Genomic DNA, 24,985 nt, shown 5'->3' with positions numbered 1-24,985 from the left:
GCAATGATCAAAACCGCACATAAAGTGTATCAGATATTCTTGCAGTTGCAGTTTGCACAAGCCTACACTCATCGCGTTTTAATGCAATCTTCAAAGTTGCAGATTTTTCGTACGTCTCCTTTCTTTTTCACCTAAGCGGAATAACAACAATGCATCTGCAAACATATGGGGTTCGTCGGGCAGTAAGCCTGTCAGGAGTGATGTTGCTGGGAAGCCTGCTGGCCGGTTGCGATCGCGGTGTGGCGCAAAACGCCCCGCCGCCGCCGCCCGAAGTGAGTGTCGCGCAGGTGGTTGAGCAGAAAGTCAGCCAATGGGATAGCTTCAACGGCCGCTTCGAAGCGGTGCAGAGCGTGCAGCTGCGCCCACGCGTCTCCGGCTATATCGATCAGGTGAATTATCGCGAAGGCGATGAGGTGAAAAAAGGCCAGGTGCTGTTCACCATCGATGACCGCACCTATCGCGCCACGCTTGAGCAGGCGCAGGCGGAGCTCGCCAACGCACGTAGCCAGGCCACGCTAGCGCGCAGTGAATCGGCGCGTACCGATAAGCTGATCGGCACCAATGTCGTGTCACGTGAAGAGTGGGAACAGCGTCGCTCGGCGGCCAATCAGGCGCAGGCCAGCGTGCTGTCAGCGCAGGCGGCGGTGGATATGGCGCAGTTGAACCTTGATTTCACCCGCGTGACCGCGCCGATTGAAGGTCGCGCCAGCCGCGCGATGATCACCACCGGCAACCTGGTGACCGCCGGCGACAGCGCCAGCGTGCTGACCACCTTAGTGTCGCAGGATCGCATGTACGTCTACTTCGACGTGGATGAAGCCACCTATCTGCACTATCAGGCAATGGCGCGTAAAGGCGAAAATCGCGGATCGCTGCCGGTGGAAGTGGCGCTGACCGGCGAAGAGGGTTTCCCGCATCGCGGCACCGTCGATTTTCTCGATAACCAGCTGACCGCCAGCACCGGTACCATCCGCATGCGCGCCTCACTGGATAACCAGCAGCGCCAGTTCACGCCGGGCTTGTTTGCGCGCGTGCGCCTGCCGGGCAGCGCCGATTTCACCGCGCTGTTAATTGACGATAAAGCGGTGCTGACCGATCAGGATCGCAAGTACGTTTACGTGGTCGATGCCCAGGGCAAAGCCCAACGCCGCGATATTCAGGCCGGTGAGTTAGCCGATGGCCTGCGCATTGTGCAGCAGGGTCTGAAGCCCGGCGACAAAGTGATCGTCAATGGCTTACAGAAAGTCTTTATGCCTGGCATGCCGGTGACCGCCCAACCGGTGGCGATGCGCTCCGCTCAATAACCTTCGAGACTGCCTTTTATGGATTTCTCCCGCTTTTTTATCGACCGACCGATATTCGCCGCGGTGCTGTCGATTTTGATCTTTACCACCGGACTGATCGCCATTCCGCTGCTGCCGATCAGTGAATATCCCAACGTGGTGCCACCCAGCGTGCAGGTGCGCGCCGAGTACCCAGGCGCTAACCCCAAAGTGATTGCTGATTCCGTGGCGACGCCGCTGGAAGAAGCCATCAACGGGGTGGAAAACATGATGTACATGAAGTCGGTGGCCGGTTCCGATGGCGTCCTGGTGACAACCGTGACCTTCCGTCCAGGCACCGATCCGGATCAGGCGCAGGTGCAGGTGCAGAACCGCGTGGCGCAGGCCGAAGCGCGTCTGCCGGAAGAGGTGCGACAACTGGGCCTCACCACGCAGAAGATGTCGCCGACGCTGACGCTGGTAGTGCATATGTTCTCGCCGCACGGCAAGTACGATTCACTCTATTTGCGTAACTACGCCACGCTGAAAGTGAAAGATGAGCTGGCACGCCTGCCGGGCGTCGGACAGATTCAGATCTTCGGTGCCGGTGAGTACGCAATGCGCGTCTGGCTCGACCCCAATAAGGTGGCGGCGCGTGGCTTGACCGCTTCCGATGTGGTTAGCGCCATGCAGGAGCAGAACGTGCAGGTTTCTGCCGGGCAGCTTGGTGCAGAACCGCTGAAGAAACAGAGTGACTTCCTGCTGTCGATTAACACGCAGGGCCGGCTGGAAAGCGAAGAGCAGTTTGGCAATATCATCCTGAAAACCGCCGACGACGGCACGCTGGTGCGCTTGCGTGACGTGGCGCGTATCGAGATGGGTTCCGGCAGCTATGCGTTACGTTCGCAGCTGAACAACAAAGATGCGGTGGGTATCGGTATCTTCCAGGCGCCAGGTGCCAACGCTATCGATCTCTCCAATGCGGTGCGCGATAAAATGGCCGAGCTGGCCACCCGCTTCCCGGACGATGTGCAGTGGGCCGCGCCTTACGATCCGACCGTGTTTGTGCGTGATTCGATTCGTGCCGTGGTGCAAACGCTGTTTGAAGCGATTGTACTGGTGGTGCTGGTGGTGATTCTGTTCCTGCAAACCTGGCGCGCCTCAATCATTCCGCTGCTGGCGGTGCCGGTTTCGGTGGTCGGTACCTTCAGCATCCTCTACCTGCTGGGCTTTTCGCTCAATACCTTGAGTTTGTTTGGCCTGGTATTGGCGATCGGTATCGTGGTGGATGACGCCATCGTGGTGGTGGAGAACGTTGAGCGTAATATCGAACAGGGTTTGTCACCCACCGCGGCGGCGCATCAGGCGATGCGCGAAGTATCAGGCCCGATTATCGCTATCGCGCTGGTGCTGTGTGCGGTGTTCGTACCGATGGCCTTCCTATCGGGCGTGACCGGACAGTTCTATAAGCAGTTTGCCGTGACGATTGCCATCTCCACGGTGATCTCGGCTATCAACTCGCTGACGCTCTCTCCGGCGCTGGCGGCGCTGCTGCTGAAACCGCACAACGCGGCGAAAGATATGCCGACGCGCATTATCGATCGCCTGCTCGGCTGGCTGTTCCGCCCGTTCAACCGCTTCTTCCAGCGCAGCTCGGATGGCTACGAATCGCTGGTAGGGAAAACGCTGCGTCGACGTGGCGCGGTGTTCGGTGTCTATGTGCTGCTGCTGGCGGGCGCGGGCTTTATGTTCCATACCGTGCCAGGCGGCTTTATTCCGACCCAGGATAAGCTGTATCTGATCGGCGGCGTGAAAATGCCAGAAGGGTCATCGCTGGCGCGCACCGATGAAGTGATTCGCAAGATGAGTGAAATCGGGATGAACACCGAAGGCGTGGCCTATTCGGTCGCGTTCCCGGGGCTTAATGCGTTGCAGTTCACCAACACGCCAAATACCGGCACGGTGTTCTTTGGCCTGAAGCCGTTCAGCGAACGGACGCGCAGCGCGGCGGAAATTAATGCTGAGATCAACGCCAAGATATCCAAAATCCAGCAAGGCTTTGGCTTCTCGATTATGCCACCGCCGATTTTGGGTCTGGGACAAGGCTCTGGTTATTCGCTGTATGTGCAGGATCGTGCAGGTTTGGGTTACGGTGCGCTGCAGAACGCCATCAATACCCTGACCGGTGCAGTGCTGCAGACGCCGGGCATGATGTTCCCGATCTCATCCTACCAGGCCAACGTGCCACAGCTGGATGTGCAGGTCGACCGCGACAAGGCCAAAGCGCAAGGCGTGTCGTTGACCGAGCTGTTTAGCACGCTGCAAACCTATCTGGGATCGTCGTACGTTAACGATTTCAATAAGTTTGGTCGCACCTGGCGCGTGATGGCGCAGGCAGACGGTGATTTCCGCGATAGCGTGCAGGATATCGGCAATTTGCGCACCCGCAACGATCGCGGCGAAATGGTGCCGATTGGCAGCATGGTCAATATCACCACCACGTACGGCCCGGATCCGGTGATTCGCTACAACGGCTATCCGGCGGCGGATCTGATTGGTGATGCCGATCCGCGTGTGCTCTCTTCAGCGCAGGCAATGCAAAAGCTGGAAGCGATGTCCACTCAGGTGCTGCCGAATGGCATGAACATTGAATGGACCGATCTGAGCTATCAGCAATCCACGCAAGGCAACACTGCGCTGATTGTGTTCCCGGTAGCCGTTCTGCTGGCGTTCCTGGTGCTGGCGGCCTTGTATGAGAGCTGGACGCTGCCGCTGGCGGTGATCCTGATTGTACCGGTGACCATGCTGTCTGCCCTGGTTGGCGTGTGGCTAACCGGCGGCGATAACAACGTGTTTGTGCAGGTTGGATTGGTGGTGTTGATGGGGCTGGCGTGTAAGAACGCGATTCTGATCGTTGAGTTTGCGCGCGAGCTGGAGATGCAGGGCAAGAGCATTGTCGATGCGGCGCTGGAAGCCTGTCGTCTGCGTCTGCGTCCCATCGTCATGACCTCGATTGCCTTTATCGCCGGTACTATTCCGCTGATTCTGGGTGAAGGTGCAGGTGCGGAAGTGCGCGGCGTGACCGGGATTACCGTGTTCTCTGGGATGCTGGGCGTGACGCTGTTTGGGCTGTTCCTGACGCCAGTGTTTTATGTGACGCTGCGTAAGCTGGTGACACGCAAGCAGCCGCAAGCGGAAGTGCAGACCGCGTAACAGTTAAATGTGTGATGAACAATCCGGGCCGATGTGCCCGGATTTTTTTATGTGTGGCGCTCGGAGCAATAAAAAAAGGTCCCCATGAATGGCGACCCTACGGGATTGGTGCGGTTTTAGCGGCCTTTCTTACACAGATCGGCGAGTTCGACATCGGGCAGCTCTTCGCAGTTGCTGGTGTCGTTATGCTTCAGCTCGGCCAGCGCGTCTGCCACGGTGCGGGTTTCCAGCACCTTCAGCGACGCTTCTTCAGCCTCTTCCGCAATGGATTTAAAGTACCAACACAGGTTAGCACTGACCAGACAACGCGGGGCGACATCGGGACGCGAGGCCCAGAGCTTTTTATCTTCAATCACCGAGGTGTAGATGTCGCGCAGCGTTATCTCAGCGGCCGGACGACCCAGGTGAATTGAGCCGGTGCGGCCAAGCGTCGAGACGATGATGCCGTCGCGCGTGAGCGGAACCATGAGTTTTCGAATGAAACTGGGGTTCGCTTCAAGACCATACGCCAATATGGCACTGGTCGAGCGTTTGCCCAGTTGCTCCGCCATCGCTACGCTCAAAACCATCTGCAAAGCTGTCGGGAAGCGGTAATCAAGCATTTCAATATCCTGAGTTGCGGTTATCTTGTTGTTTTTATGCCGCGACAGTGAGTAATCAATGAGCAATAAATATAACAAACACTGTTGCTTTTTAGAAGCCAGCGCCCGTGATCCAGGCACGTATTCCCCATTTAAGCGGGTAGAAGCGCACAGGCTGCTTAATTTATCGCTCCCCTTTCCGACTGTGGGCTGGCGTGTGGCAATTTCTGCTTCAACACCATCACCAGCAGCACGTTGATAAACGCCAACAGACACAATAGCCACAGCGTGGCATTGGCGCCGAGGTGCTCAAAGACATAGCCGCCAACCAGCGGCGTTAATGCCTGGCCAATCAACGCGGGACGCGCCATGCGCCCAACCACAATCGCGTAAGCCTCTGGTTTGACCATTACCAGCGGTAAAGTTCCCCGCACTATTGCCCGCAGCCCATTTCCGGCGCCGTACAGCACCATGCTCAGCACGGCAAACTGCGGATAACACGCCAGCAGCAGCAGGCCCAGCGCCACCAATCCCACCGAGAAGAAAGTGGTCCAGATGGGATGTCCGCGCTTAAAGGCGATGTCGACAATGCGCGAGCCCACCTGACAGGGACCAAGAATGGCGCTGATCGCTAAAGCCGATGCCAGCGTATGCCCGCTGGCTTGCAGCAAGGTAATCAGTTGCACCGAAATCGCCGTCATGATCACCGATGCGAGGGTGAAAATACTGCACAGCAACCAGAACAGCGCCGGGGCAAGTGCATCGCCGTGCGCGGCTGATGTCGGCTTGCTGGTAGCGATTTTCGCTGCGGGCGCAGGCAGTGCGTAAAGGTAGGCGGGCAACACAGAAAGACACAATACTCCGGCGATGGCAAAACAGGCGCCACGCCACTCCAGCCAGTGGATCAGCAGCGCGGTGCCCGGCCAAACCAGGGTGGTACAAAAACCGGAGATCAGCGTGATGCCGGTAATCGCGCCGCGCGCCTGCCCGCCGTACAGTGTGCCGAGCGTGGCGAATAGCGCATCGTATAAGCCCATCGCCATGCCAATGCCGATAATCAGCCAGGCAAACAGAAACAGCAGCAGATGATGGCTGAGGCCCATGATCACCAGACCGATCGCCATCACCGCCCCGCTCGCTGCCAGCAATACGCGACCATAAGAGCGGGAAATCAGTCGGCCGCTTAGCGGGGCCAGCAAACCCGAAATCAACATACCGAGCGACAGCGCGCCATACACCCACTGCTGCGACCAGCCGGTTTCCGCCACGATCGGAGTGGCCATCACCGCCATTAAATAGAACGATCCGCCCCATGAAAGGATTTGCACTAATCCAAGCGTAATAATGGCGGGAACAGGTGGCTTTGGCAGAGGCTGCACGACAATTTTCCGTTAGCAGGCAAAGCATTGTTATAACACGTTAATCCAGCAGGAAAAATCCCCTCTTCCCCTGCTTAGCGAATTCCTTGCGCTGCACTGGCAGATTAGCACCCGAGCCAGTACACTAAAAAGTATGTTGTAACTATGGAGGCATTTTATGGCCCGCTATGATTTAGTTGCCGATTTACATGAATGCGTGAACGCGCTGGAAGCGGCGTTGAGTGCCTTACGTCAGCAGATTGAACAGCAACCGCTGCTGATTGCACGGGTTTTCAGCCTGCCGGAAATTGAAAAAGGGCGTGAGCACGATGAAATTGAACGCATCGCCGTAACGCAGCATCTCGGTAAAACCGCGCGCGAAATGGCATTGGCGCACTACTGCCGCCTATTTATGCAGCATCAATCGGAAAAGCTCAGCACTAAAGCCGCGGTGCGATTGCCGGGCGCGATTTGCATCCAGGCCGAGGGGGAAATGCATGCGCAAATCACGCAGCAGGTGGCCGAGATCAACACCTTGAAGCAGCGGCTGGAACAGCTCATTACCGTGGAGTCGGGCTTGCCAAGCGAGGCGCGCTTTGAGTTTGTCCACCAGCATCTGCGCGGCTTAATCACCCTAAACGCCTACCGCAGCGTGACGCTGCTTAATTCGCCAGACAGTTTGCGTTTTGGCTGGGCAAATAAAAACATCATCAAAAACGTGACGCGTGATGCGGTGGTTGAGCAGCTGGAGCGCAGTCTGAAAGCCAATCGCGCTCAGGCGCCGTGGACGCGTGAACAGTGGGCGGAAAAAGTGCAGCAAGAGCTGGAAGCGATTCTCGCGCTGCCTGCGGGAGCGAAGCTGAAAATCAAACGTCCGGTGAAGGTACAACCGATTGCCCGCGTGTGGCGCGCCAGCGAGAAGAAGCAGGTACAGCTTGCCTGCCCTTCTCCGCTGCTGGTGCTGTGCCGCGATAAGACGCAGGTACCCATTTTGGGCGAGTTACTGAATTATGATGCAGATAACGTCGCGTATCGCCATAAACCGCTGGCCGAACCGCTGCATTTGATCATTCCACGCCTGCATTTGTGGAGCGATCGACTGGCGTAAAAAAGGCCGTTCAGATGAACGGCCTTCATAACAGTTAGCGGCAGATTACTGCTTCATGCTGCCAACCATCTCCTCCGGACGTACCCACTCGTCGAACTGCTCTTCAGTGAGATAACCCAATTTCAGCGCCGAGCCTTTCAGCGTCAGGCCCTCTTTATGGGCTTTCTTGGCGATTTCCGCCGCTTTGTCGTAACCGATATGGGTGTTGAGCGCGGTAACCAGCATCAGCGACTCGTTCAGCAACTGATCGATACGCTCGCGCACCGGCTCAATACCAATCGCGCAGTGGTGATTGAAGCTGTCCATACCGTCGGCCAGCAGGCGCACCGACTGCAGGAAGTTGTGGATCACCATCGGACGGAACACGTTGAGCTCAAAGTTGCCGGACGCACCGCCAATGTTCACCGCCACATCGTTACCCATCACCTGGCAACACAGCATGGTGAGCGCTTCGCACTGCGTCGGGTTCACTTTGCCGGGCATGATCGAGCTGCCTGGCTCGTTTTCCGGGATCGCCAGTTCACCAATGCCGCAACGTGGACCAGAGGCCAGCCAGCGCACGTCATTGGCAATTTTCATCAGCGAGGCCGCCAGGCCTTTCAGCGCGCCGTGCGCATGCACCAGTGCATCGCAGGTTGCCAGCGCTTCAAACTTGTTTGGTGCGGTTACAAACGGCTGTTTGGTCAGATCGGCCAGCGCTTGTGCCACGCGCACCGCGTACTCCGGATGGGTGTTCAGGCCGGTGCCGACCGCGGTACCGCCCAGCGCCAATTCCGCCACGTGCGGAATGCTGTTTTCGATGTGCTTAAGATTGTGCTCCAGCATCGCCACCCAGCCGGAGATCTCCTGACCGAGCGTTAACGGTGTCGCATCCTGCAGATGGGTACGACCAATCTTGACGATATCTTTGAACGCGTCGGATTTCTCACTCAGCGTCTTTTTCAACACGTGAATCTGCGGAATCAGCTGCTCCCGCACGGCAATGACCGCGGCCACGTGCATGGCGGTGGGGAACACATCATTGGAGCTTTGGCTTTTATTCACGTCATCATTCGGATGCACCAGACGCGACATGCCACGCTCGCCGCCGAGAATTTCACTGGCACGGTTGGCCAGCACTTCGTTCATGTTCATGTTGGTTTGCGTGCCGGAGCCGGTCTGCCAAATCGCCAGCGGGAATTCGTCGCTGTGCTTATCAGCTAGCACTTCGTCGGCGGCTTTGAGAATCGCCTGAGCACGATCGGCCGGTAACAAGCCGAGATCCTGGTTAACCTGCGCGGCGGCGCGCTTGGTCAGCGCCAGCGCGTGCACCAATGCCACCGGCATTTTCTCGGTTGAGATTTTGAAATGTTCCAGCGAACGCTGGGTTTGTGCGCCCCACAACTTATCTGCCGGTACTTCGATCGGTCCCATTGAGTCTTTTTCAATGCGATTGGCTGCCATGACTACGTCTCCTTAGCTCAGATTTTGAGGTTTCCGCTCTAAACGCCTTCCCGCGACGCCGTTGAGCGAGCAAGATTGTCACATACAAGAATTTAACATTATGCGAGCCTATCGCGTTTATTGCACTTGTTCGTGTATTTTCTATGGCACTTTCTGCTTTAATACGCTTATTTACTTACGGTTATTAAGGGTAAACGATGCAAAAATTGAACAATTCGCTGCAAAATTACGCCTGGGGCAGCAAAACTGCGCTGACCAAACTTTACGGCATCGAAAATCCGCAGGGGTTGCCAATGGCCGAGCTGTGGATGGGCGCGCACCCAAAAAGTCCTTCCACCGTTGACGTAAACGGTGAAGCGCGTTCGCTGCGCGATGTGATCGATGCGGATAAAGTGGCCACGCTGGGCAAAGCCGTCGCTGAGCGTTTTGGCGAGCTGCCGTTCCTGTTTAAAGTGCTGTGTGCCGAACAGCCGCTGTCGATTCAGGTGCATCCAAGTAAAGCCGCCGCCGAGCAGGGCTTTGCGCTAGAAAATGCCGCCGGCATTCCACTGAGCGCCGCCGAACGTAACTATAAAGATGCCAATCATAAGCCGGAGTTGGTGTATGCATTGACGCCCTTCCAGGCGATGAACGGTTTCCGCGAGCTGCATGAGATTGTCTCGCTGCTGGAACCGGTCGCTGGCGCGCATCCGCAAATCGCCCACTTCCTGGAGAATGCCAACGAAGCCAATCTGGCAAAACTGTTCGCCACCCTGCTGTCGTTGAAAAATGAGGCTAAATCACGCGCGATTGGCGTGTTGAAATCGGCGCTCAATTCCCGTGAAGGCGAGCCGTGGCAAACCATCAAATCCATTGCCGCCGATTATCCCGATGACAGCGGCCTGTTTTCCCCGCTGCTGCTGAATGTGATCACGCTGCAGCCGGGCGAAGCGATGTTCCTGTTCGCCGAAACGCCACACGCCTATTTAAAAGGCGTGGCGCTGGAAGTGATGGCGAACTCCGATAACGTGCTACGCGCCGGTCTGACGCCGAAGTTTATCGATATCCCGGAATTGCTGGCTAACCTGAAATTCCATGCAAAACCGGCGGCGACGCTGCTGACGCAACCGCAGCGCGACGGCGAAACGCTGAACTTCCCGATTCCAGTGGAGGATTTTGCCTTCGCTATCCATGCGCTGTCAGCTGCGCCGCAGGCCCTGGCGCAAAACAGTGCTGCCCTGCTGTTCTGTATCGAAGGCCAGGCGGTGATTGAGAAGTCTGGTCAACAACTGGTGCTGAAGCCGGGTGAATCCTGTTTTGTCGCCGCCAACGAGTCACCGGTGAGCGCAGCAGGTACCGGACGACTGGCGCGCGTGTTTAATACGCTGGACTGATCCGGCTGACGCTTGCAGCATTAACTGCTATTCTTTCAAACTATTAATTTAAAACGCCTGCGGGCGTTTTTCTTCACCCGTCGCGCACCGACCAGCGGCGTGCGGACGCAAGGATAAGGACGACACAGCGATGAAAAAGACCAAGGTTGCCGTAGGTGTGATTGTGGCGCTCGGCGTGATTTGGACTGGTGCTTCATGGTTTACCGGTAAACAACTGGAAAGCCACATGGATGAGATGTTGCAGAATGCCAATGCGCAGCTGAATGCTTACGCGCCCAATAGCCGTTTGACGCTGAGCTATCAGGATTATCAGCGTGGCGTGTTCAGCAGCAAGACCAAACTGGTGGTGCAGGCCAGCTCGCAAACCAATGACAATCCGCTGTTGAAGCCTGGTCAAAGCATCGTGCTGAACGAGACCATCGATCACGGTCCTTTCCCGTTAGCCCAGCTGAAACGTGGCAGCCTGATCCCAAGTATGGCATCAGTGCATACCGAACTGGAAAACACCGATGCGGTGAAGAAACTGTTTGAATTGACCAACGGTAAATCGCTGGTTAATGCCGATACGCGCGTGGGCTACAGTGGCGCGACCGATACCGATCTCACGCTGCTGGCGGTGGATTACAACAATGCGCAAACGGGCGATCGTCTGGCGACCAACGGCGGTTCGCTGAATATCAGCGCCGATAGCAAAGGCGATAAGGTTAGTCTGGACGGCGACTTCTCCAGCATCGCGGTGACCAGTAAAAATCAGGTCGACATGCCGGTGCTGTTCACCTTGAATGGCCTGAAACTCAGCGGCGATACGCATCTCAGCCCGGAAGGCGTGCGCGTTGGCGATCAATCCATCTCTCTGGATAAGCTAAACGCCAGCATCAACGGCCAGGAAGGTCTCTCGCTGGAGAAGCTGAAAACCACCTCTTCCTTTGATAATAAAGAGGGCAAGATTGGCGGCAAGCTGGACGTGAACGTTGACAAAATTACCCTGCAGAAGCAGCCATTTGGTGAAGCCAAACTGGCGATGACCTTCGCGCAATTCGATGCGCAGGCAGTGAAAGCCTTCTCCGACACCTACAACGCCCAGATGCAAGATCTGCTAAGCCAGCCGGGCGTAGCGGAAGATCCGATTCGCTATCAGGCCAGCGTGCAAACCATCCTGCGTAATAACCTGCCAACGCTGTTAAAAGGCTCGCCAACCTTAAGCATTGCGCCGCTGAGCTGGAAAAATGACAAGGGCGAGAGCAGCTTCAATCTGAACCTGGGCTTTAACGATCCGGCCACCGTGACCGGTGAAGCGCAGAGTTTGGGTGCCGCGGTAGATCGCGTGTTGAAAAACCTCGACGGTAAACTGACCATCAATATGCCGATGGCCACGGAAACCATGCGTCATGTCGGTCTGGCGGAGGGATATCAGGGCGATGATGCGCAGAAGCTGGCGGATCAGCAGGTGAAAGGCTTAGCCGCGATGGGCCAGATGTTCCGTCTGACACAGCAGCAGGATGACAACATCGTCACCAGCCTGCAGTACGGCAACGGTCAGGTCACCATGAATGGCGACAAGATGACGCTGGAGCAGTTCCTGTCACGCTATATGCTGGGTGCGCCAACCAGCGAAGGTATGCCGGAGTAATCTCTTGTGGGCGGCCGCCTGGCCGCCCTTACGCTTCTCCGCGCATCAATTGCGGCGGTACGATCAAACTCTGAATTTCCGCCTCTGGCTGCAGCAGCCTTTGCAACATTCTCTCCGCTGCACGCCGCCCCACATCCCGCGCTTCGCTACTGACAAAAGTCATGGTGGGATCGTGTAATTCTCGCTGCGGATCGTCGTTGAAGCCCACCAGCGCCAGCTGCTGGGTGTAATAACTGTCTACCGCGCCTTCGCCAAAGGTTCGCCCACAGCGTAACGCCCCGAAGTAACAGCCGAGCGCGGTGCTGCCGTTATGCGCCAGAATTGCGGTGATGCCGGGATGCTGGCGCAGCAATGCCAGCGTCAACGCCGACACGCTTTGCTGGCGATCATCGCACTCAATGATCCAGTCGGATCGAAACGGCAAGCCATATTGCAGCAAGGTAGCGCAATAGCCGCCAATCCGCTCCGCTCGCGTCAGTGACGATCCTAATCCGCCCATCCAGGCGATACGCTGATGACCCTGGCGAATCAGATATTCGGTGGCGATGCGTGCCGCCTGGCTGTTGTCGGGACGTAACGAATCGACATTGTCCAAACTGCTGGCGCGCGCGGCGCAGACCAAGGCGATGTTCTGCTCTTGTGCTAGCGGTACCAGCGTTTCCGCCTGCGCCACCGCGCCGCCCAGCACAATGCCCTCCGCTCCCTGCGCCACCAGTGTGTCAAAACAGCGTTTAAGATGCTGTCCATGCTGACCGCTTTGTGTCAACACCAGCACTTTGCCCTGCTGCTCCAGTATTTCGCTGAGTCCGGCGGTCATTGCGGCATAAAAGGGCTGGCTAAGATCGCGCACAATCAAGCCGATGACGCCACTTTCTCCGCCGCGCAAGATGGATGCAGAGCGATTTCGTACATAGCCAAGCTGCTCAATCGCTTGATTGACGCGTGTGGCGGTGGCGGGCGAGATGCGCCCTTTTCCTGATAACACCAACGACACGGTAGAGACCGAAACCCCGGCGACCAATGCCACATCATGAATAGTGGTTTTCTGCTGGGACATAGTGTTCCGTTACCGACGAGCAAAAACAAAGAGATAAAACGTTACACTGATTTCATCAAAAATAAAGTCTGCGATTAGTCACTCTTTGTGATTATAGCCACAAAAAAAAGTGGTAAAACGTTTTATCATCCTTGACCACCTTGAAGCCTTTCACTTTTTTGCCAGGAGATCCTATGTCCGCCACCCGCCCGAAAATGTCACTTTGGGAGTTTTTCCAAAGTCTGGGTAAAACCTTTATGTTGCCCGTTGCGCTGCTGTCGTTTTGCGGCATTTTGCTGGGGATCGGCAGTTCGCTCAGCAGCCACGACGTTCTGACGCTGATTCCTCTGCTCGATCAGCCTTTCCTGCAATACCTGTTTATCTGGCTGGCGAAAATCGGGTCATTTGCTTTCAGCTATCTGCCGGTAATGTTTGCGATTGCCATTCCACTCGGTATGGCGCGCGAGAATAAAGGCGTAGCGGCGTTTGCCGGTTTTGTCGGTTATGCGGTGCTGAACCTGAGTATCAACTTCTGGCTCAATATCAATGGCATTCTGCCGACCACCGATGCGGCGGTGCTGAAAGCCAACAACGTGCAAAACATCCTCGGCATTCAATCGATTGACACCGGGATTCTCGGCGCGGTGATCGTCGGCATCGTGGTGTTCTGGCTGCACGAGCGTTTCCACAACATTCGCCTACCGGATGCGCTGGCCTTCTTCGGCGGTACGCGTTTTGTGCCGATCGTCACGGCAATGGCAATGGGCGTGCTGGGCTTAGTGGTTCCGCTGATTTGGCCTTTCTTCGCCCGCGCGATTACCGGTCTTGGCTGGGTAATCAACAGCGCCGGTGAATTTGGCCCAATGATCTTCGGTACCGGTGAACGTTTGCTATTGCCGTTTGGTTTACAGCACATTCTGGTGGCGATCATTCGCTTCACCGATGCCGGCGGCACGCTGGATGTGTGCGGGAAAAGCGTCAGCGGCGCGTTAACCATTTTCCAGGCGCAGCTGGCCTGTGCGGATACGCACGGCTTTGCCGAGAGCGCCACGCGTTTCCTGTCTCAGGGTAAAATGCCGGCCTTCCTCGGTGGTTTGCCCGGTGCGGCTTTAGCCATGTATCACTGCGCCCGTCCGGAAAATCGTCATAAAATTAAAGGGCTGCTGATTTCTGGCGTGGTGGCCTGCGTAGTAGGCGGCACCACTGAACCGCTGGAGTTCCTGTTCCTGTTCGTCGCGCCGGTGCTGTATCTCATCCACGCGCTGTTGACCGGTTTAGGCTTTACCGTGATGGCGATGCTTGGCGTGACCATCGGTAACACCGACGGCAACGTCATCGACTTCTTCGTGTTCGGCGTACTGCACGGCCTCTCGACCAAATGGTACTGGGTGCCGGTGATTGCTGCAGTGTGGTTCGTGGGCTATTACGCCATCTTCCGCTTTGCTATCAGTCACTTCAATATCAAAACGCCGGGCCGCGAAATCGAGACCAACAGCGTGGCTCAGCAGGTCAGCCGTGCCAGCGTGGGGAAATCTGGCTTTAATACGCCAGCGATTCTGTCGGCACTGGGCGGCGTTGAAAACATCGCTTCGCTGGATAACTGCCTGACGCGTCTGCGTATTACCGTGGTCGATATGAGCAAGGTGGATGATGCGACACTGAAAGCCAACGGCGCGATTGGCGTGGTCCATGTCAATGCCACCAATCTGCAAGTGGTGATGGGGCCGCAGGTACAGTCGGTGAAAGATGAGATGGCGCACCTGATGAGCGCAACGGTGTAATGATGCAGGATTTCGCTTTCAATCGCGTGGTCGATCGCCACGGCAGCTGGTGCACGCAGTGGGATTTTGTCGCCGACCGCTTCGGCGTGGCGGACTTACTGCCCTTCACCATCTCCGATATGGACTTCGCCACCGCGCCTTGCATCATCGAGGCGCTACAGCAGCGACTCGACCACGGTGTTTTCGGTTACAGCCGCTGGCAGCATGATGATTTTCTCGCCGCACTGCAGCACTGGATGCGCAGCCGATTTAATACTGAAGTCCCGGCAGAATCATTGGTTTATGGCCCGTCAGTGATTTATATGGTGGCGCAGCTGTTGCGCCACTGGACGCAGCCTGACGATGAAGTGCTGATCCACACGCCCGCCTACGATGCGTTCTACCACACCATCAATGGCAATCAACGTAGCGTACTGGAGCTGCCGCTGCAGCGTCACGGTAACGAATGGGTTTGTGATATGGCAAAGCTGGAGACGTTACTGGCACGGCCGCGCTGCAAAGTGATGCTGCTTTGCAGTCCACATAACCCAACAGGAAAAGTGTGGCAATTGCAGGAGTTGCAGCAGATGGCGATGCTGTGCGAGCGGCACGGCGTCAAGGTCATCAGCGATGAAATTCATATGGATATGGTGCTGGGTGATGTGCGTCATACGCCGTGGAGCAAGGTTGCCGCATCTGATTGGGTGCTATTTACCTCGGCCTCCAAGAGCTTCAACATTCCGGCGCTGACCGGCGCCTGGGGCATCATTCCTGACGAGCGCGATCGTCAGGCGTGGTTCCGCGCTTTGAAGCAGCAGGATGGCTTGTCCTCACCGGCGGTTATGGCGGTTGCCGCGACCATTGCCGCTTATCGCAATGGCGCGCCGTGGCTGGATGCATTGCGCCATTATCTGCGCGGCAATATGCAGCACATCGCTCAGCGCCTGAATGCCGCGTGTCCGCCGCTCAACTGGCAGCCACCGGCCGCCACCTATCTGGCGTGGATCGATCTCAATCCACTTGGCATGGACGAACAGGCACTACAACAGCGTCTGATACATCAATACAAGGTGGCGATCATGCCCGGTTCAACCTACGGTGCGGCGAGTCGCGGTTATCTGCGTCTCAACGCCGGTTGCCCGCGTAGCAAACTGGATGACGGGCTGGATCGTCTGATCGCCGGGTTAAAATCGTTCTAAAATGCGACGGATGCTGATTAATTCAGCATCCGTTTTACTGTTTGCGCAAATCGCTGGCGCTGTTGCGCAAGATGTTTTTATAATCCTCTGCACTTTATGAAACTGAAGCGAGTGCGCCATGATTGATCTTAAACTCCCCCTCACCGATATCCACCGCCACCTTGATGGCAATATTCGCGCACAAACCATTCTCGATTTAGGTCGCCAATATAATCTCGCGCTGCCCGCCGATTCACTCGATGCATTGCGTCCGCATGTGCAGGTCACCGCCAACGAGCCGGATCTGGTGAGCTTCCTGCAGAAACTGGATTGGGGCGTGAAAGTGCTGGGCGATCTTGATGCCTGCCGTCGCATTGCGCTGGAAAACGTCGAGGATGCGGCGCGTGCCGGTATCCATTATGCGGAGTTGCGCTTCTCACCAGGTTATATGGCGATGACCCACAACCTGCCGATTGCCGGCGTGGTTGAAGCGGTGATTGACGGCGTGCGTGCCGGTATTGCGCAATACGGCGTCGATGTTCGCCTGACGGGCATCATGAGCCGTACTTTTGGCGAGGAAGCCTGCCTGCGTGAGCTGGAAGGCTTACTGGCGCATCGCGATGGCATCACTGCGGTCGATCTGGCCGGCGATGAGTTAGGCTTCCCGGGCAGCGAATTCCTGAGCCACTTTAATCGGGCACGCGATGCGGGCTTCCGCATTACCGTCCACGCCGGTGAAGCGGCGGGTCCGGAAAGCATTTGGCAAGCGATTCGTGAACTGGGCGCTGAGCGTATCGGTCACGGCGTCAAGGCGATTGAAGATCGCGCGCTAATGGATTTCCTCGCCGAGCAGCGTATTGGGATTGAATCTTGCCTGACCTCGAATATTCAGACCAGCACCGTGTCGTCGCTGAGCAATCATCCGCTGAAAACCTTCCTGCAACACGGCATTCTGGCGACCATCAACACTGACGATCCGGCGGTTCAGGGCGTTGAACTGGCTCATGAATACGAAGTGGCGGCGCCACAGGCGGGATTGAGCGCTGAAGAGATGCGTCAGGCACAGGATAATGGCGTGACCATCGCGTTTCTGAATGATGCAGAGAAAGCAGCGCTGCGCACACGCGTAGCGGGCTAAAACATTCCCTCTCCCGCATGCGGGAGAGGGTTGGGGTGAGGGAGTAAAGCGAGTATCAGCGTTCCCAACGGAAAGGTAGTAAGCGATTACCGCAACGACATCGTCTGGCGTTTTTCGGCGGACTGCAAGCCCAGCTCGATCAACTCCATCACCTGAATCGCCTCTTCCGCGTGTACCGGATTCGCACCCGTACCGGCAATGGCATCGCGAATGCCGGCATAGTACGCCGGATAGTTACCCGGCAATGTCAGCAACTCTTTCTCCACCATCACATCGCCTTCCGCCAGCGTCAGCGTGCCGTTGCGCATGTCATAGCCCCAATCTTCCTGTGGCGGACGCTCACCCGCTTTCAGCCGATCTTCCTGCGGATCCAGACCGTATTTGACGTAGCTGCCACGGGTGCCGTGCACCACGAAGCGTGCCGATTCCGCCGCCACCAGCATGCTGGCATGCAGCACCACGCGACGCGTTGGATAGGTAAGCACCGCATGGAAGTAATCGGTGGTTTGCGCGCCCGGACGCAGTTCGGCCATATCCACGTTGATGGCGACTGGCGTGCCAAACAGCTGCAGCGCCTGGTCCAGCACGTGCGGTCCAAGATCGAACCAGATACCGCTGCCCGCGCCTTTCATCTCACGCCAGCGCTGGCGCACTTCCGGACGGAAGCGATCAAAGTGCGATTCAAAGTAGCGTACTTCGCCCAGAGTTCCTTCGTTGAGCAGATTTTTCAGCGTCAGGAAATCACTGTCCCAGCGACGGTTATGGAACACCGACAGCAGCAAACCTTTGGCTTTTGCCAATGCATCCAGCTCACGCGCTTGTGACAACGTCACGGTAAACGGTTTATCAACCACCACGTGTTTACCGGCGTTCAGTGCCGCTTTGGCTAAGGGGAAATGGGTGTCATTCGGGGTCGGAATAACAATCAGTTGCAGTGTCGGGTCGTCCAGCAGCGCCTGTGGATCGGAAACCACCTGCACTGACGGCCAGTCAGCATGAACTTTGCTGGCATCGCTGCTTGAGATCGCCGCCAGCTCAACATCCGGCGTACCGGCGATCAAGGGTGCATGGAAGGTTTTGCTGGCAAAACCGTAGCCGATTAGGCCGACACGTAGTTTATCGCTCATTCTCATTCCTCTTGTTCGTTACCAGACTGATTTAAGACGAATCGGTCTGTAAGAACAAGGCGGAATCACCTGAAAACTCAGGAAATAGCACTCCGTGCGGATTGCCAGCTCTCATGCGCCACCAAGGCATCCTGCGCATCCTGGCTGCGGCGGCGGAAGTCGCTGGGGCTTACGCCCACCCGCTTGCGGAACACGCGCGAGAAATAGAGCTGGTCATCGTAACCCACTTCGCGACCAACCGAAGCGATCGGTTCCTGGGTGGTTTGCAGTAGCAGTTTGGCACGGATCACCCGCTGGTCTTCTCGCCAGCGCAGCAGATTTATGCCCATCTGCTCGCGGAACAGATGCGCCAGGCGAGACGGCGACAAACACACATGGCGCGCTACCTCTTCAATCTTCACTTCACCCGCCAGATGATTGGTGACGTACTGGCAGGCTTCAATCACGCGCGGATCGCGAATCTGCTGATGGCTACGCGGATCTTCTTCCACTGCGCGCAACAGCAGACGTTCTAACAGGTTCATCGCCAGCTCTTCGGCGAAACGGCGTCCGGAATTATGCGTTTGCTCAATGCTGGCGAACAGGCGATCAAACTCGGCACGCTGCGCTTCGGTGAGGCGCAAGCGGCCAACGCCCTGGCTTTCATCCTGCCACTGCAACCAGTCGGCCCAGTAGGCACGCGGACGGAAATAGACCCAGCGGTGGAACCAGCACGGGCTATCGGGCGCGCGGCCATAATAGTGCGGCGTTTTCGGTTGAAACAGCAGCAAATCTCCCGGTTCGCAGTCGAAGGCAGATTCGCCATCAAACACGCGCCCCTGACCTTTAATGGTCAAATTGAGGATGTAGCCTTTCATGCCGTGCGGGCGGTCAATAAAGAAATCCAGCGCGTCGTTGGCGTTAATCGGCGTCAACCCCGCCACCAGCCAGGCGTTAAAGGGATAACCCGGCAATAAGGGGTTCTGCTGCTCACTCGGGGGTTCACGGTGGTACATAGTGCCCTCACTTTTCGCGTGAAATGCGCTGAGCGCGCCCTTGATCAGGCGCGCTCAGCCGGGGTTATCAGGCGGCTTTATTTTTCTGTTTGTAGCGGTCAAAAATCACCGCCGCTAACAGTATCAAACCGCGCACCACATACTGTGAGAACGGCGAGATATTCAATAAATTCATCGCATTCTCAACCGTACCGAGAATCAATACCCCCGCCACCACGTAGGAGATTTTGCCGATGCCGCCTTTCAGCGAAACGCCACCCAGCACGCAAGCGGAAATCACAATCAACTCGTAACCGAGTGAGGTCATCGGCTGGCCGCTGGTCATGCGCGAAGCCAGAATAATACCTGCCGCCGCTGAGACTAAACCGGACAAGATAAAGATGATGATACGGGTGCGCACCACCGGCACGCCGGCGAGGCGCGCGGCTTCTTCATTGCCACCAATCGCCAGCGTGTTGCGGCCAAAGGTGGTTTTGTTCAGCAGGAAACCGAACAGCACCATGGTCGCAATGGTCAGCCAGATAGGCGCAGGCACGCCCAGCCAGTTGGCGTAACCGAGGGTAAAGAAGCGCTCGTCTTCAATGCCCACCGCTTTACCGTCGGAGAAGATGTAAGCCAGGCCGCGCACAATCTGCATGGTCGCTAGCGTGGTGATCAAGGCGTTGATTTTCAGTCGGGCGATAACAAAACCGTTAATAAAGCCGGTGGCCATGCCGAGCAGCAAACCTGCTGCCACGCCAATCCACAGGCTTTCGGTCATGTTGATCACCACCGCGGTCACGACGCCGGCGCAGGCAATCACCGAGGCTACCGAGAGGTCAAAATCACCGGAAGCCAGGCAGAACAGCATGCCGCACGCCACCATGCCGGACATCGACATCGCCAGGCCGAGACCTTTCATGTTGATGATCGAACCAAAGTTCGGCACGAAAATGGCACAGACGATAAACAGCAGCGCGAACACCACCAGCATGCCGAAGTTGTCCCAAATCCGCCCCAGCTGCAGCCCATTGCGCTGCGCCGGTGGCGTGTTGGAAGTGGTAGATGAAGCCATTATGGATCTCCTTTACATCAGGCCACGGCGGCCGCTTGAGTGGTTTTTGGCATCGCCAGGCTGAGCGTCAGCTGCTCTGTGGCCGTATCGTGGGGCAGTTCACCGGCGATCTCACCTTCGCGCATCACCAGAATGCGGTCGGCTAAACCCATCACTTCCGGTAGATCGCTGGAGGCAAACAGCACCGCAATTCCCTTCTTCGCCAGCTGGTAAATCAGGTTGTAGATTTCATGTTTGGCGCCGACGTCAATGCCACGCGTTGGCTCATCCAGCAGAATCACGTTCATCTCTTCCGACAGCCAGCGACCGAGAATCGCCTTCTGCTGGTTGCCACCCGACAGGTTCATGATCAGCTGCTGCGGACCGGGCGTTTTGATGTTGAGCGAACGAATATGGATATCCGCGTTTTTCGCCTCCCAGCTCGGTTTAATCAGGCAACCCGCGGTGAGATTGTGACGGCGCGCGCTGATGTTGATGTTATCGCGCACCGAATGCACCGGAATGATGCCCTCAGATTTACGATCTTCCGGACACAGCATGATGCCAGCGCGAATCGCATCAATCGGCTGACGAATGTTGAGCTTTTTGCCATCCAGCGTCACGGTGCCGCCACGCAGTTTGGTGGCACCGAACAGCCCTTTCATCAGTTCGCTGCGCCCCGCGCCGACCAGCCCAAACAGGCCGACGATCTCACCGGCACGCACCGTCAGTGAAATCGGCATTCGCACGCCTTTCGCTTCCACCGCGTCCAGCTGCAGACGCACCGGGCCCAATTCACGTGGCGCGTAACCGTAAATATCCCCCAGATTGCGCCCCACCATCGCCTGCACTAAATCGTCATGATGGGTATTTTTCATGTCGGTGAAGGTGCGTACATAGCGGCCATCTTTGAACACGGTAATGGCATCACTGAGCGCAAAAATTTCCTCCATGCGATGCGACACGTACAGCACGGTGCGGCCCTGCTCGCGCAGCTGGCGAATAACGCGGAACAGATGGTCGATCTCGCGCGCCGAGAGCGAACTGGTGGGTTCATCAAAGGCGATAATGCGCGCATTACGCGCCAGCGCTTTGGCGATCTCCACCATCTGCCACTGACCCAGCGACAGATATTTCAGCGGCATATCCGGATCGATATTCATCCCCAGATTTTGCAGCTGTAAACCTGCCTCGTAGCGCAGCAGTTTGCGATTCACCAGCCCACGCTTGTGCGGCAGCTGGCCGAGATAGATGTTCTCAGCCACGCTCATTTCCGGCACCAGATGCAGCTCCTGATAAATGATGGCCACGCCGGCATCCAGCGCATCCACCGTATTGTTGAAGCTCTTCGGCTGGCCTTTGATGCGAATCTCACCGCCGCTCGGCTGATAGCTGCCGCTGAGGATCTTCAATAGCGTCGATTTACCGGCACCGTTTTCCCCCATCAGCGCATGCACTTCACCGGCACGGCAGCTGAATGAGATGTCCTGCAGCGCCTTTACGCCAGGGAAGGTCTTGCTAATGCCATGAAACGACAGAAAGGCTTGATCAGTGTTCATGGTAACTCCTCTAAGCCTTCATACTTCGCGCCGCAGCAGCGTTGGCTGCGCCCACTCACCCCAGTCACTTACCTCGGGCTGAGCGCGCTTGCCGCCTTGCTGCAACGCGAATTATTTTGGCTACCTGTTAGTATTGTTTTGGGAGAGATGGGATTACTTCAGCCCTTTCTTATCCAGTTCGGCTTTGAAGTTATCGCGGGTAATTAGCACCACATCGGTGACTTCGGTGAACTTCGGCGGTTCCTGATCTTTAGTGACCCAGTTGTAGAGCATCTCGCTGCTCTTATAACCGTGCACATCCGGACTTGGCAGCAGCGAGCCGTAGAAACCGGTAGCAGAACCTTTCGACAGCTCACTCACCGCATCCACGCCGTTGATGCCGATACCGATGACGTCCGGTGCTTTAAAGCCCTGGCCTTCGGTGGCGCGCACGCCGCCCAGCACGGTGTTATCGTTCATGCCAAGAATCAGCCAGTGTTTCACTTCCGGATGCTGCACCAGCAGCGAGTTACCGGCGTCAAATGCGCCTGGGATATCGTTGGATTTGGTCGGCACCTGGTAGATCTGTTTCTCCGGGAATCCGGCCGCTTTCAGGGCGTCCATTGAACCGCTGGTACGACGACGTGCTGTGTCGAGCTCGTTAGCCGTGATCGCCATTACGCCGGTCTCTTTCGCATCCCAGCCGCGTTTCTGCATCTCTTTATAGAGCTCTTGTCCCTGACGCTCGCCAATTTTGGTCGCCGCCATCATCACCAGGGGCACGGTATCCATCGGCTTGCCTTTGGCAGTAACGAATTGGTCATCTACCGCGATTACTTTCAGACCGTAGCCGCGCGCTTTGGCGACAATCGCCGAACCGAGCTTGGGATCCGGTGTACAGATGACGAAGCCTTTGGCGCCGCTGGCGGCCAGGCTATCGATGGCATTGAGGGTTTTCTCGCCGTCAGGTACCGCAATTTTGATCACTTCAAAACCGAGATCCTTGCCCGCTTTATCAGCGAATTTCCATTCTGTCTGGAACCAGGGCTCCTCCGGTTGTTTAACGAGGAAACCGAGTTTCATGGTCTCGGCGATAGCGGATTGTGACATAACCGCGGCGAGACTAACCGCCGCCAGCGCTTTAGTGAATTTATGCATGATGCTCTCCGGCACAATGATGTTTTTGGCTGTTATTAACCAATCGGTGTAAACGCTACCAATCAAATTTATTCATAGGGTAAGGCTGAAAATCAGTGCGTTAGCGCAGCGGTTGTGCAAAGGCTGTGCAAACGCTGGGCTAGTTGTAGCGGGAATGACGGGGAAAAATGTAGAGCGGTATCACATCCTAAAACGATGACAAAATTCTCCATATATACAGCGAATTTAACCGGCCATTAACTTTTGCTATGGATCACACAACGTCGCCGATGGCAGAAAAGTGCATATTCTCAGCCGCTGATGACTAACCGCTTATGCGCCACCCTTCCAGGATAGAGCCAGATAACTCACACAGGAGAATCCCAATGGGTGCTGGCACCATAACAATTGGGCTGGATTTTGGCAGTGACTCGGTGCGCGCGCTGGCCGTGGACTGCCACAGTGGTAAAGAGCTGGAAAAAGCGGTGGTAAACTACGCTCGCTGGGCCAACGGGGAATTCTGCGATCCCCATAGCAACCGCTTTCGCCATCATCCGCAGGACTACATTGATGCGCTGGAACAGGCGATTGTGGCGGTGGTGAAGGCATTAACACCGGAGCAGCGCGCTGCCGTTGTCGGCATCGGCGTCGATTCCACCGGATCCACACCGGCGCCTATCGATCGCGATGGCAACGTGCTGGCGCTGCGTCCTGAGTTCGCCAGCAATCCGAATGCGATGTTTGTGCTGTGGAAAGATCACACCGCGATTGAGGAAGCCGAAGAGATCAATCAGCTGTGTCGTAGCGGTCGTTTCAACGATTACACCCGCTATATTGGCGGCGTGTATTCGTCGGAGTGGTTCTGGGCCAAGATACTGCACGTGTCACGCGCAGATGCTGCGGTACGTGACGCGGCAGTGTCTTGGGTGGAACTGTGCGATTGGGTGCCGGCGTTACTCAGCGGCACCACCGCCCCCGCGCAACTGCGACGTGGGCGCTGCGCAGCCGGACATAAATCATTGTGGCATCCGGAATGGCAAGGCCTGCCGCCGGCTGACTTCTTCAACGCGCTCGATCCGATCCTGAGCGAAAAGCTCGACTCCCCGCTCTTCACTGAAACCTGGACCGCCGATATCCCGGTCGGCACGCTGAGCAGCGAGTGGGCGCAGCGCCTCGGCTTATCTGAACAGGTGGTCTTGTCGGGCGGCGCCTTTGACTGCCATATGGGTGCCGTTGGTGCTGGCGCACAGCCTTATACGCTGGTGAAGGTGATTGGTACCTCAACCTGCGACATCTTGATTGCCGACAGCGACACCGTCGGCGACCGCGCCATTAAAGGCATTTGCGGCCAGGTTGATGGCAGCGTGGTGCCGGGCGCGATCGGCTGTGAAGCTGGACAATCGGCGTTTGGTGATATTTATGCCTGGTTCAGCCGCCTGCTGGGCTGGCCGTTGCAACAGGCCGCGCAGCAGCATCCTGAACTCAAGCCGCAGCTGGCCGCGCTGCAAAAAGATCTGATCCGCAATCTCACTGAAGCCTGGGCCGCCAATCCACAGCTTGATCACCTACCGGTGGTGCTGGACTGGTTCAACGGCCGCCGCACGCCGGATGCTAATCAGCGCTTAAAAGGGGTGATTACCGACCTCAATCTCGGTACCGATGCGCCTGCGCTGTTTGGTGGCCTCATCGCCGCCACCGCCTTTGGCGCGCGCGCCATTATGGAGTGTTTCGAGCAGCAGCAGATTCCGGTGCAGAGCATCCTGACGCTCGGCGGCATTGCACGCAAATCCCCCGCCATCATGCAAGCTTGCTGCGATGTAATGAACCGTCCGCTGGATATCGTCGCCTCTGACGAATGTTGCGCGCTGGGTGCCGCAATTTTTGCCGCCGTAGCGGCGGGCGTGTATGCCGACGTGCCTGACGCTCAGCAGGTGATGGCAAGTCCGATTGATGTGACGCTGCAACCCAACGCCGAGCGCGTTGTGGTTTATCAGCAGCTTTATCAACGTTATCAACAATGGTGCCAGGCCGCTGAACCGCAGTATGCCGCACGCACCGCATCCGCTCAGTAAAGG

The 24,985-nt window shown here is 56.8% G+C and carries 18 protein-coding genes; 9 read left to right on the top strand and 9 right to left on the bottom strand.

From position 1 onward, the window contains the following. Positions 1–149: 149 nt before the first annotated feature. Together WH298_RS18620 and oqxB are read left to right on the top strand one after the other, a co-directional pair. Complete coding sequence (locus WH298_RS18620) at positions 150–1,304, top strand: efflux RND transporter periplasmic adaptor subunit (RefSeq protein ID WP_180823529.1); 1,155 nt, start codon at positions 150–152, stop codon at positions 1,302–1,304. An 18-nt stretch (positions 1,305–1,322) separates the two neighbouring features. Beyond that, positions 1,323–4,475 carry a multidrug efflux RND transporter permease subunit OqxB gene (oqxB, locus tag WH298_RS18615; protein ID WP_049851782.1) on the top strand — a complete coding sequence of 1,051 codons (3,153 nt, stop codon included), beginning with the start codon at positions 1,323–1,325 and terminating at the stop codon, positions 4,473–4,475. 116 nt (positions 4,476–4,591) lie between these two features. Here the strand turns inward: oqxB and WH298_RS18610 are convergent, their stop codons facing one another. Both WH298_RS18610 and WH298_RS18605 read right to left on the bottom strand, forming a co-directional pair. Next, on the bottom strand, positions 4,592–5,077 hold the full coding sequence (locus WH298_RS18610; protein ID WP_007893848.1) for an RrF2 family transcriptional regulator: 486 nt from the start codon (positions 5,075–5,077) through the stop codon (positions 4,592–4,594). 158 nt (positions 5,078–5,235) lie between these two features. After that, positions 5,236–6,435 (bottom strand): MFS transporter, encoded by a 1,200-nt coding sequence (locus WH298_RS18605; protein WP_180823528.1) that lies wholly within the window; start codon positions 6,433–6,435, stop codon positions 5,236–5,238. A 157-nt stretch (positions 6,436–6,592) separates the two neighbouring features. Between WH298_RS18605 and tus the strand changes: the two genes are divergently transcribed. Beyond that, positions 6,593–7,522, top strand: a complete 930-nt coding sequence (tus, locus tag WH298_RS18600) for a DNA replication terminus site-binding protein (protein WP_180823527.1) — start codon at positions 6,593–6,595, stop codon at positions 7,520–7,522. A 45-nt stretch (positions 7,523–7,567) separates the two neighbouring features. Here tus and fumC read toward each other — a convergent pair whose 3' ends face one another. Further along, positions 7,568–8,965 (bottom strand): class II fumarate hydratase, encoded by a 1,398-nt coding sequence (gene fumC, locus WH298_RS18595; RefSeq protein WP_180823526.1) that lies wholly within the window; start codon positions 8,963–8,965, stop codon positions 7,568–7,570. A gap of 197 nt (positions 8,966–9,162) precedes the next feature. On the opposite strand from fumC, the gene manA reads away from it, so the two are divergent. Continuing rightward, positions 9,163–10,338, top strand: coding sequence for a mannose-6-phosphate isomerase (gene manA / locus WH298_RS18590; protein WP_180823525.1), 1,176 nt, complete (start codon positions 9,163–9,165; stop codon positions 10,336–10,338). Positions 10,339–10,468: 130 nt separating this feature from the next. Then, positions 10,469–11,968, top strand: a complete 1,500-nt coding sequence (locus tag WH298_RS18585; RefSeq protein ID WP_180823524.1) for a YdgA family protein — start codon at positions 10,469–10,471, stop codon at positions 11,966–11,968. A 28-nt stretch (positions 11,969–11,996) separates the two neighbouring features. Here WH298_RS18585 and malI read toward each other — a convergent pair whose 3' ends face one another. Beyond that, complete coding sequence (gene malI, locus WH298_RS18580; protein WP_007893832.1) at positions 11,997–13,025, bottom strand: Mal regulon transcriptional regulator MalI; 1,029 nt, start codon at positions 13,023–13,025, stop codon at positions 11,997–11,999. A gap of 173 nt (positions 13,026–13,198) precedes the next feature. On the opposite strand from malI, the gene malX reads away from it, so the two are divergent. The 3 genes from malX (at position 13,199) to add (ending at position 17,080) form a co-directional block, all read left to right on the top strand. Further along, on the top strand, positions 13,199–14,785 hold the full coding sequence (gene malX, locus WH298_RS18575; RefSeq protein WP_180823523.1) for a maltose/glucose-specific PTS transporter subunit IIBC: 1,587 nt from the start codon (positions 13,199–13,201) through the stop codon (positions 14,783–14,785). Next, positions 14,785–15,963, top strand: coding sequence for a MalY/PatB family protein (locus WH298_RS18570; protein WP_180823522.1), 1,179 nt, complete (start codon positions 14,785–14,787; stop codon positions 15,961–15,963). The genes malX and WH298_RS18570 overlap by 1 nt, the downstream gene beginning before the upstream one ends. Before the next feature lie 118 nt (positions 15,964–16,081). Continuing rightward, on the top strand, positions 16,082–17,080 hold the full coding sequence (gene add / locus WH298_RS18565) for an adenosine deaminase (RefSeq protein WP_180823521.1): 999 nt from the start codon (positions 16,082–16,084) through the stop codon (positions 17,078–17,080). Between the two features lie 86 nt (positions 17,081–17,166). Here add and WH298_RS18560 read toward each other — a convergent pair whose 3' ends face one another. The 5 genes from WH298_RS18560 to WH298_RS18540 form a co-directional block, all read right to left on the bottom strand. Beyond that, positions 17,167–18,207: an oxidoreductase gene (locus WH298_RS18560; protein WP_007893818.1), complete on the bottom strand. Its 1,041-nt coding sequence runs from the start codon at positions 18,205–18,207 to the stop codon at positions 17,167–17,169. 77 nt (positions 18,208–18,284) lie between these two features. Beyond that, on the bottom strand, positions 18,285–19,202 hold the full coding sequence (gene araC, locus WH298_RS18555; RefSeq protein ID WP_180823520.1) for an arabinose operon transcriptional regulator AraC: 918 nt from the start codon (positions 19,200–19,202) through the stop codon (positions 18,285–18,287). 67 nt (positions 19,203–19,269) lie between these two features. After that, positions 19,270–20,256, bottom strand: coding sequence for an L-arabinose ABC transporter permease AraH (gene araH / locus WH298_RS18550; RefSeq protein ID WP_007893814.1), 987 nt, complete (start codon positions 20,254–20,256; stop codon positions 19,270–19,272). Between the two features lie 17 nt (positions 20,257–20,273). Beyond that, positions 20,274–21,794, bottom strand: a complete 1,521-nt coding sequence (gene araG / locus WH298_RS18545; protein ID WP_180823519.1) for an L-arabinose ABC transporter ATP-binding protein AraG — start codon at positions 21,792–21,794, stop codon at positions 20,274–20,276. Positions 21,795–21,947: 153 nt separating this feature from the next. Next, positions 21,948–22,931 carry an arabinose ABC transporter substrate-binding protein gene (locus WH298_RS18540; protein WP_007893809.1) on the bottom strand — a complete coding sequence of 328 codons (984 nt, stop codon included), beginning with the start codon at positions 22,929–22,931 and terminating at the stop codon, positions 21,948–21,950. A gap of 365 nt (positions 22,932–23,296) precedes the next feature. Between WH298_RS18540 and WH298_RS18535 the strand changes: the two genes are divergently transcribed. Continuing rightward, the gene (locus tag WH298_RS18535; protein WP_180823518.1) at positions 23,297–24,982 is read left to right on the top strand and encodes a ribulokinase; all 1,686 of its coding nucleotides are present in this window, start codon (positions 23,297–23,299) and stop codon (positions 24,980–24,982) included. The last annotated feature ends 3 nt before the right edge of the window (positions 24,983–24,985 follow it).

It is taken from the genome of Pantoea nemavictus, from assembly GCF_037479095.1.
In the GTDB taxonomy this organism is placed as follows: Bacteria; Pseudomonadota; Gammaproteobacteria; order Enterobacterales; family Enterobacteriaceae; genus Pantoea; species Pantoea nemavictus.
This window is presented reverse-complemented; position numbering and strand designations above follow the sequence as displayed.